This is a genomic window from Ruminococcus sp. CAG:379, from assembly GCF_000434255.1.
Classification (GTDB): Bacteria; Bacillota; Clostridia; order Oscillospirales; family Ruminococcaceae; genus Ruminococcus_F; species Ruminococcus_F champanellensis.
In genome coordinates this window covers 12,507-22,440 of the sequence record NZ_FR894901.1, presented here as the reverse complement: position 1 = coordinate 22,440, position 9,934 = coordinate 12,507, and the positions used below count along the sequence as shown (strand labels likewise).

Genomic DNA, 9,934 nt, shown 5'->3' with positions numbered 1-9,934 from the left:
GGCTGTTGGTCAGGATTACCCGGATCCCGGCGTTTTTCAGACACCCTGCAAGCTGCTGCTCCGGCATCTGGATATCCAGCGGGAAGTAGGCGCAGTTGCACATGGTGCAGGCAAGGGCGGCGTACAGCTGTTGTGCGCCTTTTTCCAGGAATACTGCCGTCTGGCATGAATTGCTGCCGGAAAGCAGGGGCAGAAGTTGTTTTGCGATGCTGTCGGCAGTGGAGAATGCCTCTGCATAGGTTCGGGTGTTTCCGCCGGCGATGCAGGCAGCATGCTCCGGGTAACGGCGGTATGCCTCCAGCAGCAGCTCTGACAGCAGGGGCATGTTACCCTGGGGATCTGCATGGGTGCAGTCCCGGATGGCTGCCTGTTCCTTGTGGGTCAGACCGATGAACGCGTGCGCCGTCAGACGTTCCGGATCCCGATGGATGGTTTCCAGGGTTTCTGCAAAGGTATCCCCGATGCTGTCGGTCAGGGATTCTTCAAACAGATCCGCTGCACAGTCCATGGTCAGCATGATGCCTTCTTTGTTTCGCATGGCAATGGCATCGATCCACACCTGGCTGGTATGGGTCTTGGTGTAGGTTTTTTTCAGGTTGATCTCCCGGCGGCGGGGCACATCGATCAGGCTGGTGAATACGATGGGGGCTGCCACACTGGCACCCTCTGTTTTTTGCAGCGCCCGGATATAGTCCGTACCGAAAAAGGCGTTGTGCTGCATGATCTGTGCGATCTTCTGCTGGTTCCGGGCAGCGCATTCCACAAAGCTGCTGTCCGGCATTGCGTCAAACCCGAACAAAAAGAAGTTGGAGCATTCTCCGATCAGTTCGCCGATTTCCGGGTGGATCTGGGGGCGCACCGCCACCGGTATGTTGATCAGACACCGGTCATCCTTACAGTATTTGAGGATTGACTTGCCAAAGCCGGTGAACAGCACTGCAAAGGGGGTCAGTCCATGCCGGGCGGCAAAGCCTGTGACGCTGTCCCACACCGGCTGACTGATATATCGGATCACCTGCCGGGTGTGCACCTGTTTGATCTGACTTGGTTCCCGGAGCAGGGGCAGGGAAGGACGGGGGTACATGCTGTGCGCCTGTTCCATCCAGTAGGCTTTGTCCGCCTGGAATTGCTCCGTGCCGGGCAGCTGCTCCAGGTACCGGACATAATCCGGAAAGCAAATGCCGGGCGGGGTGACAGGACGCTCCGGATCCGAGTAGAACTGATCCAGCTCATCGATCAGCTTTTCGTGGCTCCAGCCATCGATGATCATGCCATCGTGGTTGAAGTGGATCACGGTTTTTCCGGAGCATCTGGTTGCCGAAAAGCTGACCAGGGGCAGCTGATGCACATCAAACAGCGTATTGAAGATCCGCTCCCGCTTTTGGAGCAGATGGGCTTCCTGTTCCGCCGGGGGCATGTGGGAAATGTCCTCCAGTTCTGGCGCCGGGGGATCGTACTCCGGCACAGTCTGCTGTGTGCCGTCCGGCTGGAAACAGCAGCGCAGCACATCGTGCTTTTGGAACAGCTTCCGGATGGCCTGTGTCATCCGTTCTTGATCGTACTCGGTACAGATGATCTCCGAATAGCCCCGGGTGGGACTGCCACCCAGCTCCGTGTCCGCCTGCCTGCCGATGTAGTAGGCAGTTTGCAGATCCGTCATGGGGCAGGGCTGGAACCGGCGTGCCGGATCTACGGAAAAGTCTGCATCCCGACTGCCGGTGATGACATTGTTCCGGCTTTTCTCCACCTGCTGTGCCAGCCCGGAAACAGTGCCCTGGGCAAACATCACGTCAAAGGGAATGTCCACCTGAAACATCTGTTCCATCCGGCTTTTCAGTTCTCCCATCAGAATGGACTGCCCCCCAAGCTCAATGAAGGGGGTGTCATCATCGAACGCATCCGTCAGATGCAGCACCTGCGCAAAAAGTTCATGGATTTGCTGTGTAAGCTGTGACAAGCTAAAACCTCCTGTTCTGTGTTACTGATTGATCCGGGCAAGGAACGGCTCCGGCTGCCGCAGAATCGCATAATGATTCCCCGGCACCTCCAGGGTCTGGGATGCAGCAAAAAAGCGGCTCCATGCCAGCACATCTTCCTTTGGAACAAAGGTGTCCTCCGTACCGAACCCAAGGATGCCGGTTGTGGGAAGTACTACGGGTTCCTGCTGCCGGAGCCGATACTGCTCCAGCATGGTGTTGTCCTGGGCAATCTGCTGCAAAGCGCCGCCCAGCAGGAATAAAAGCTGTGCCTTTTCAAATTCCGTCTCCTCGGACAACTCCGGGAATACCTGGGAAAAGGATACCTCCGGGCTTTGACGGTACGCTGATAGGTAGGCATCCGCCGCCTGTGCAGCAGCTGTCTCACTGCCCATGCTTTCCGGTGTGAAGAACTGTTCCAGCATTTGCCGGAATTCCGGCGTATCCGCCGCTCCCTCTCCATGGGATTGCAGACGATCCGGTGCGCCGATGCCGAACAGGAATACCTGACCGGGCAGGGGAGCGCCGGTCTGCTGCATATATCGGCAAAGCTCATAGGCAACGATGCCGCCGGAGCAATAGCCGAACAGCATATAGGGCTCTCCTTCGCCGCAGGTCTGCCGGATCTCCTCAGCCAGCGTGGGCAGGATAGCGTCCAGCTCCGTCAAGGGCTGCTGCCGGATCTTTCTGCCCCGTCCGGGCAAATCCAGTATATGAAGCCGGATATCCGCCCGGAGTCGTCTGCTCCAGGGAGCAAAGGGATTGGTTCCCCCGGCAGGGATACAAAACAGGATCATACAGCTTCCTCCTTTGCAGTCAATGCGGCAGTGATTCGCCGGGACAGCGCCTCCAGGGTCTGGTATTCAAACAGCTCCGTATAGTCCAGAGTCACACCTAGCTGATCCCGGATAGCGGATAAAAGCCGGATGGCACTGATGGAGGTTCCGCCGCATACAAAATAGTTGTCCGCCTCCTCGGCGGTTGGGCAGCCTAAGTTTTCGCACCAAAGCTGTCGGATTTCCTGTTGCAGCTGTGTATTCATTGATTTTGTCCTTTCTCCAGCATGGCTTGCATCAGCCTGGGCAGCGTTTCCGGGCTGAAGTAAAAATGCGCCCCCGGAACAGTCATATGGGTCAGCTGATCCGTGTACAGTTCCCATTCCTTCAGCCGTTCCGGCTGGATCATGGGATCTTCCTCGCCGTGTATTTCCAGGATGGGACAGTGCAGCTTTTGTCCCATCCCGCCACAATAGTTCTGAAACAGAATGAAATCCTGCAGCAGCACCGGCACAAAGCAGCGGACATAGGCTTCATTGCTGGCAAATGGCTCCGCAATGAAGCCGAACTGTTTGAACACCTGCGTCGCCTGGGGAAGTTCCATCTGCGGGTCTACGGACAGGGTCAGGGGTACACAGGGGGCATTGGCGGCGGATACCGTCAGCAGGTTTGGGATGATGCCTTGTGTCTCCAGTGCGGCGGCTGTTTCATAGGCAATGGCTGCTCCGGCGCAATGCCCCAGCAGAATGCAGGGCTTTTCCTGGAACAGAGCCGCATTTTCCGCTGCAATCTGCTGTCCCAGAAGCTGCAAGCTGTCCGGCATGGACTCCCGGCGGCGCTGCTCCCGCATGGGATATGTCACAGGGAAAAAGTCCGTTCCTTCCGGTATGTATCGAAGCCATTCCAGATAGACGGTTGGCCCTGCGCCGGCGTGGGGAAAGCAGAAGATCCGGCAGCTGCTGTCCGGATGCTCCAGTACGGTGGGAAACCACTTGCCCCGGCTGCTTGTCATTCTGCTGCTCCTTGTGTATGGCTTGCCACAAATTCCGCCAGCTGCGCAATGGTATTGTACTCGTAAATATCATTCAGCTCCAGTCCGCAGCCGTATCTGTCGTTGATGTTTTCTACCATCATAGTTGCCAGCATGGAGTTGCCGCCTACTTCAAAAAAGGACTCCTCCGTACCCAGTTCTTCTTCACTTTCCAGGATCTCCATCCAGATCTCCTTGATTTCCTTTGTCAGCTGTTCCTGATTCATATGCATTCTCCTTTATTAAGATTGTTCCGGCACTTTCGGCCAGATAGATTTGTGTGCAAAGGGGTAGATGACAGTGGGGATGCTCCGGTACCCGGCATTCTGATACCAGCTGCACCAGTCGATTGCATCCCCGGTCAGATAAGCCTGTTCCAGTTGTGCCGGATCCGAAAACGCCTTTGCTGCGCCATGCATGGGTCGGCATTTCACGACTCTGACTGCATCCGGATCCTGCAATTGCTCCAGAAGCGTCTGCCGATCCCGGAACCGGAGGAAGCATCGGTATGCAAGATCCTCTCTGCCGCAGTTGAGGGTGTAGATCAGATCTCCGAACTGGTTGGTTTCCTGTACCGCCTGCCGGATCTGCTCCAGGCATAGGCGGAGTGCATCCTCCGTGCAGCCACTGCATTTGAGAAAACAGGTGCGGCTTTCCTCCGGAACGGGAGCGTCCTGCTCCGGGATGTAATTTTCCAGTACCAGATGCACATTCAGCTCGTTGAGCCCATAGCTGCCGATGTCTGCAATGCGCCGCTTTGCCGGATCCATCTGTATGGTGCGGCGCACCGGTTCCAGATGAGCTTCTGACAGCTTCAACTCCGGCGCAGGCTCGGTAAAGCCTGCAATGGGGTACACTGCATGCTGCTGAAAGGCGCAGAGCATCTTCAGCAGGCTGGTGATGCCGGCAGCGCAGCCCGTGTGCCCCAGATTGGATTTGACAGCGGTCAGATACACCGGTTCCGGTTTTTCCCGTCCGGTGAGCGCCTGTGTCATGCTCTGCACCTCTGCTGCATCCCCTTGTTTGGTGGCAGCACCGTGGGCTTCAAACTCTGTCAGATCCTCCCGGGTGATGCCTGCCATATCCCACGCCTGCCGGAGGGCTGTCAGTTGTGCCTGGGCGTTGGGCGCATAAATGGTGGGGGACAGGTCTGCATTGCTTTGCATGCCGTAGCCCCGGATGATCCCGTAAATGTGATCCCCACGTTTGACTGCGTCCTCATATCGTTCCAGAAGTACAAAGCCTGCTCCCTCACCGCTGTAGAATCCGGCAGCATGAATGTCAAAGGGGATACAGCGCTGCTCCGCCCCCAGACTCAGCACGTTGGACTGCATATCCCGTGCCTCCTGCTGGTTGATGGGCAGACAGATCTGCACACCGCCTGCCAGCATCAGATCCGCCTGCCCCAGCAGCAGATGATTGCATGCCGCTGCCACTGCGGTCAGGGAGGAGGAGCAGGTGGAATCCAGGTGATACACCGGGCCGTTGAGCCGGAAATAATGGGCAAGATAGCCGCAGGTCATGCCGGGCATGTTGTTGAAAAACGAAAGGAAGGTCGTGCGTGGCAGCAGATGCCGGTAGGAGCCGGTGGTGTGACTGACCACAGCGCCGCAGCGGCGCCGGGACAGTTTTTCCGTGCTGTAACCCCCGTCCATAACGGTCTGTGCAGCACAGAGCATGGTGAGCCGCAGCTCCGGGGGCATTTCCATGACCTCCGGTTTGACCAATCCAAAATAGCTGTTGTCAAACCAGTCCAGGTGATCGATGCATCGGATGGACTGCAGAAACCGGTGATAGTCCGGAATGCCCAGCAGATCTCCCCGTGCCTGATGATCCCCAACCGGTGCGCTGATGCCCTGCTCCAGCATACTGCACAGGGCTTCCTTGGTTTCGGCGGAGGGGTAGCGCAGCCCCATTCCCACCACTGCAATGGTTTGTTCGTACATGAAATTCCTCCTACATCATAACGCCGCCGCTGACTTCCAGCACGTGTCCGGTAATATAGGAGGCATCCTCTGACGCAAGGAAGGATACGGCGCCTGCCATTTCCTCCGGCAGACCCAGCCGCCCCATGGTTACATATTTCAGCTGTGCCTGAAGCTGCTTTTCGCCCATTTCTATGATGCCGGTCTTACAGCCTCCCGGCGCAACCGCATTCACCCGGATCTTGCTGATGGCAAGCTCCTTTGCGGCGGTTTTGGTCATGGAGATCACCGCACCCTTGGAGGCTGCATAGCCAATGGACCAGGGCGCACCGTAAAGTCCTCCTACGGAGGAAATGTTGATGATACTGCCGGAGCGCTGCCGCTTCATGATGGGCACCGCACTGCGCATCATATAAAACGTGCCGTAGGCATTGGTTGTCATGACCCGGTGAAAATCCGCATCGGTCATCTGCTGCATGGGGGTCAGATTGGTGATGCCTGCATTGTTGACCAGCACATCGATCCTGCCGAAGGCGTCCGTTGCCTCCTGCACCAGCCGGTCACAGTCGGTGCTTTGGGATACATCCGCCTGCACGGCAATTGCCCCTGTCCCCATTGCCTGTACTTCACGGATCAGCTGCCGGGCTTCTTCTGCCCGTTCCTGCCGGTGATAGTTGATGACGGTATCAAAGCCGTCCCTGGCAAGCTGCAGGATCATGGCTCTGCCCATGCCGGTGACCGATCCGGTCACTAAGGCGCATTTTCGTTCAGCCATTGGCATTGCCTCCCTGCTCCAGGATCCGGTTGATGCTGCTGCATACCGGTGCCGGATCTGCGGTAAAGTAATAATGTCCGCCGGAGAATACTTGCTCTGTGCAGGTGCCCTCTGTGTAGTGCTGCCATGCGGCCAGCCGGGCAGGATCAATGACCTTGTCCGTATCCCCGCGGAACCGGAAAATCGGGCAGTGCAGAGGCGGTGCGGCAGTCATCCGGTAGGAAAACAGCATCCGGAAATCGGCACTGATGATGGGCAGATAGTAGCTGAGAAATGCCGGATTGTCCCGGACGCTTTCTTCTGCAAAGCCCCCGGAGATCAGATAGTTCAGAAATTCCGCAGGGGATGCGTCCGCCAGATATCGCAGGCTTTCCAGAGAGTATTCCGGTGGCTCTGCGCCGGAGACGATCAGCCACTCCGGCTCCGTGCCATACAGCTGCTTTGCTGCCAGAATGGTCTCATAGGCAACGGATGCACCGGCACAGTGTGCAAAGATGGCGTATTTGCCGGAGAATACAGCTTCATTTTCTGCGGCAAGGGACTGGGCAAGCTGCTGCACCGTGTCCGGCAGCTGTTCACTGCGCCGTGCCTCCCGGAAGGGATACAGCACGGGGTAAACATTCACTTTTGCACTCAGCAGACGCTTCCACTGTACAAAGACTGAGGGGCAGCCTCCCGCAAAGGGGAACAGCAGCAGATTCAGATCTGCCTGTTCATGGGTCATGCCGTATGCAAACCACTTGCTATTCATGGGCAATCCGCTCCTTTACCAGTCCGCAGAAGGCATCCAGGGTGTCGGCACAGTAGAAATCCTCCAGCTCCAATGAGATGCCGTGGGCTTGTTCCAGTTCCCGGAGCATAGCTGCTGCGGTGATGGAGTTTCCGCCCAGTTCAATAAAGCAGCTGTCTCCGGTCAGTTCTCCGGTATTCAGCGCCCTTGCCCAGGCAGTATACACGGAACGCTCTGTGGGATCCCCAATGTGGTCAAAGCTTTGCAGGGTTTCCTGTTCTGCATGCCGGATCCGTTCCTCCGCTTCCTGCTTGAGGGCATGCTTATCGATCTTTTTCACAGAGGTCAGGGGGAATGCATCCTTGAAGAAGATGTCATCCGGAATCTTGAACGAGGCAAGTCCGGCAGCGATCAGTTCCCTGCGGATGGCGGCACCGGAGGTATCCCCGTCACAGATCACAAAGGCGGCAATCCGGCTGCCTAGTGCAGGATCCGGGATACCGAACACAGCAGCCTCCCGGACACCGCTGCATTGGCGCAGATGCATTTCCAGCTCGGCGGGGAAAATTTTCTCGCCTGCCCGATTGATCATATCATCAATGCGCCCCACTACCTGCAAATACTTACCCTCCACCAGGCGGACTCTGTCGCCGGTTCGGTAGTAACCATCGGCGGTGAACTTGACCCGGTTTGCTTCGTCGTTTTTGTAGTATACGGTTGCAATGTTGGGTCCCTTGGCGATCAGCTCCCCGAATTCACCATCCGGTACCGGGTTTCCTGCCTCATCCACTACCTTGACGCTGTCGTATGCGCTGGTGTTGATGCCCTGGTACTTGAGAATAAAGTCCAGACTGTCCTGGGGGTAGGTGGCATACACAAGACCCTCTCCCATGCCGTAGATCTGCTGGGGTACACAGCCCATTTCCTCCGCAACTGCATGGATCACGTCCGCCGTACACATGGCGCCTCCCAGCTGTACCAGCCGCAGGCTTTCAAACATTTGCTTGGGATTCCCATGCTTTTTGGCATAGGCAATGCACTCGGAGGCTACGGAGGGCACCAGTGCCGTTTCCGTGATTTTCTCCTGCCGGATCAGGGAGACAATGTCGCTGGGCAGGGAAGAATAGCACAAAATGTCCGTTGCACCCTGTAAAAATGCCCCCATAAAGCCGGGACCGCAAATGTGGAAATAGTGGGCGCAGGGCATGGCGGTCAGGTAGCGTGTGGTTTCATCCAGTCCGCAGGCTTCTGCACACTTTTCCGCCGACCAGAGGGTGGCAGCCTGCTTTTTGGGGATCAGCTTGGGAATGCCGGTAGAGCCTCCGGACAGGACGATATATGCCGGATCCTCCGGGGAGGGGTCTGCGATCTGCTCCGGTGCAAGGGCGTATCCGGACAGATCCAGTGCCTCCAGCTGGTCATCGAAAAACAGCGTCCGGATGCTGTCGATCCGGTCGGCAATCCGGATGGCGGTTTCGGTACAGTCAAAGCCCTTGAAGCTCCGGAAGGAAATATAGGCGGCTGCTTCTGTGGTGTCGGCAATGGAGAACACCTCATGTTCCCGGCATGCGGAAAACACGATGACCGGCAGGGCACCGATCAGTTCCAATGCAAACAGACACTGGATAAACAGCCGGGTGTTGCCCAGATGCAGCACCACCTTCTCGCCGGGTCGGATCCCCTGGGACAGCAGGTATGCGCCAAGCTGCTCAGAACTGGTGCAAAGCGCCCGATAGGTCATGTCTCCGTCCTTGTCCCGAAGGGCGATGCGGTCGCCGAAGCGCCGTTTCATCTCCAGAATGCATCGGGGGTAGGTGGTCTGGTTCAGATCTACTTTGATTCGCATGAAACCATCCTTTCTGGTTAGCAAAGGCTAACACATGGGTAAAATGCCAGCCGGATGCCTGGGTTGCTCCGGCGGTGTATGCAGATTCATATGCGTTGCATGCTTGCAGTTAGCATATTCTAACCATTGAATTATAGCATGTGGAAGAAAAAGTGTCAATAGGTGGACGGAAAAACTGGTCAATTTTGTTGAAGGTGTCATAAATCTATGCATACGGTCTATGGAAAACTATTTTGATTCAACTAAATTGCCGTTTCGCCGTTGACAAATCCGGCTGATCATGCTATATTTGATATTAGCATATGCTAACCAGATGAACATATCATGGAGTTAGCGATGGATAACTGTATGGAATAAGTGTCAAAAGAGGTGGTTTGGTTGCAGTTGATTTGTTTTCCCCATGCGGGGGGCTTTTCACTGTACTATAGCTTTCTGAAGGAAGCAAAGCTGTCCCATGTGAACCGGGTGCTGCTGTTTGATTATCATCGCCGTCCGCCGGGCAGCGCCGACTTCGGAGACTATGTGGAGGATGCGGTACACTATGTGCAGCAGCATGCTTCTGATGAACCCTGTCTTCTGTTCGGGCACAGCATGGGTGCACTGGTGGCGTGTGAATGCGGCTTTGTACTGCAAAACCGTCTGCATCGTCCGCCTGTCGGGGTGATCGTGTCTGGTCAGAATCCCCTTTGCTACTACCAGGGAAAGCATTGGGAGTATCCGGCGGATGTGGACGCATATCTGGAACGGCTGGGCGGAATCCCGGATTTTATTTCAGAAAATCCGGAGGCATACCGCTTTTTCAAGCAAACCATCCAGACAGATATGCAGGTGTTGGAAACCTATCGACCCACGGTGCCGCCGCCGGAGCAGCGGCTG

Annotated in this window: 9 protein-coding genes and 1 pseudogene; 1 reads left to right on the top strand and 9 read right to left on the bottom strand. The window is 56.4% G+C overall.

The features are described 5' to 3' along the window. The 9 genes from QVO51_RS07285 to QVO51_RS07245 form a co-directional block, all read right to left on the bottom strand. Nucleotides 1–1,957, bottom strand: a 1,957-nt coding sequence (locus QVO51_RS07285; protein ID WP_288167981.1) for a condensation domain-containing protein, incomplete at its 3' end; no start/stop codon positions are given. A gap of 21 nt (nt 1,958–1,978) precedes the next feature. Further along, complete coding sequence (locus QVO51_RS07280; RefSeq protein WP_022357848.1) at nt 1,979–2,773, bottom strand: thioesterase II family protein; 795 nt, start codon at nt 2,771–2,773, stop codon at nt 1,979–1,981. Next, entirely contained in the window at nt 2,770–3,018 is a 249-nt protein-coding gene (locus QVO51_RS07275; RefSeq protein ID WP_022357847.1) for a phosphopantetheine-binding protein, read from the bottom strand. Before QVO51_RS07275 ends, QVO51_RS07280 begins: the two co-directional genes overlap by 4 nt. Further along, nucleotides 3,015–3,764 carry a thioesterase II family protein gene (locus QVO51_RS07270; protein ID WP_022357846.1) on the bottom strand — a complete coding sequence of 250 codons (750 nt, stop codon included), beginning with the start codon at nt 3,762–3,764 and terminating at the stop codon, nt 3,015–3,017. Before QVO51_RS07270 ends, QVO51_RS07275 begins: the two co-directional genes overlap by 4 nt. Continuing rightward, the gene (locus QVO51_RS07265; protein ID WP_022357845.1) at nt 3,761–4,009 is read right to left on the bottom strand and encodes an acyl carrier protein; all 249 of its coding nucleotides are present in this window, start codon (nt 4,007–4,009) and stop codon (nt 3,761–3,763) included. The genes QVO51_RS07270 and QVO51_RS07265 overlap by 4 nt, the downstream gene beginning before the upstream one ends. A 15-nt stretch (nt 4,010–4,024) precedes the next feature. Further along, entirely contained in the window at nt 4,025–5,728 is a 1,704-nt protein-coding gene (locus QVO51_RS07260; RefSeq protein WP_022357844.1) for a polyketide synthase, read from the bottom strand. Nucleotides 5,729–5,738: 10 nt separating this feature from the next. Further along, the gene (locus QVO51_RS07255; RefSeq protein WP_022357843.1) at nt 5,739–6,482 is read right to left on the bottom strand and encodes an SDR family NAD(P)-dependent oxidoreductase; all 744 of its coding nucleotides are present in this window, start codon (nt 6,480–6,482) and stop codon (nt 5,739–5,741) included. After that, the gene (locus tag QVO51_RS07250) at nt 6,475–7,233 is read right to left on the bottom strand and encodes a thioesterase II family protein (RefSeq protein ID WP_022357842.1); all 759 of its coding nucleotides are present in this window, start codon (nt 7,231–7,233) and stop codon (nt 6,475–6,477) included. Before QVO51_RS07250 ends, QVO51_RS07255 begins: the two co-directional genes overlap by 8 nt. Next, complete coding sequence (locus QVO51_RS07245; RefSeq protein WP_022357841.1) at nt 7,226–9,058, bottom strand: non-ribosomal peptide synthetase; 1,833 nt, start codon at nt 9,056–9,058, stop codon at nt 7,226–7,228. The genes QVO51_RS07250 and QVO51_RS07245 overlap by 8 nt, the downstream gene beginning before the upstream one ends. A gap of 357 nt (nt 9,059–9,415) precedes the next feature. Here QVO51_RS07245 and QVO51_RS07240 point away from each other — a divergent pair. Next, a pseudogene (locus QVO51_RS07240) lies at nt 9,416–9,934 on the top strand (thioesterase II family protein); the annotation flags it as partial.

Bases quoted from the DNA above. Each gene is read 5' to 3' on its own strand.
- QVO51_RS07250 (WP_022357842.1), bottom strand. From the start codon at position 7,233: ATGAATAGCAAGTGGTTTGCATACGGCATGACCCATGAACAGGCAGAT.
- QVO51_RS07270 (WP_022357846.1), bottom strand. From the start codon at position 3,764: ATGACAAGCAGCCGGGGCAAGTGGTTTCCCACCGTACTGGAGCATCCG.
- QVO51_RS07280 (WP_022357848.1), bottom strand. From the start codon at position 2,773: ATGATCCTGTTTTGTATCCCTGCCGGGGGAACCAATCCCTTTGCTCCC.
- QVO51_RS07255 (WP_022357843.1), bottom strand. From the start codon at position 6,482: ATGGCTGAACGAAAATGCGCCTTAGTGACCGGATCGGTCACCGGCATG.
- QVO51_RS07260 (WP_022357844.1), bottom strand. From the start codon at position 5,728: ATGTACGAACAAACCATTGCAGTGGTGGGAATGGGGCTGCGCTACCCC.
- QVO51_RS07275 (WP_022357847.1), bottom strand. From the start codon at position 3,018: ATGAATACACAGCTGCAACAGGAAATCCGACAGCTTTGGTGCGAAAAC.
- QVO51_RS07265 (WP_022357845.1), bottom strand. From the start codon at position 4,009: ATGAATCAGGAACAGCTGACAAAGGAAATCAAGGAGATCTGGATGGAG.
- QVO51_RS07245 (WP_022357841.1), bottom strand. From the start codon at position 9,058: ATGCGAATCAAAGTAGATCTGAACCAGACCACCTACCCCCGATGCATT.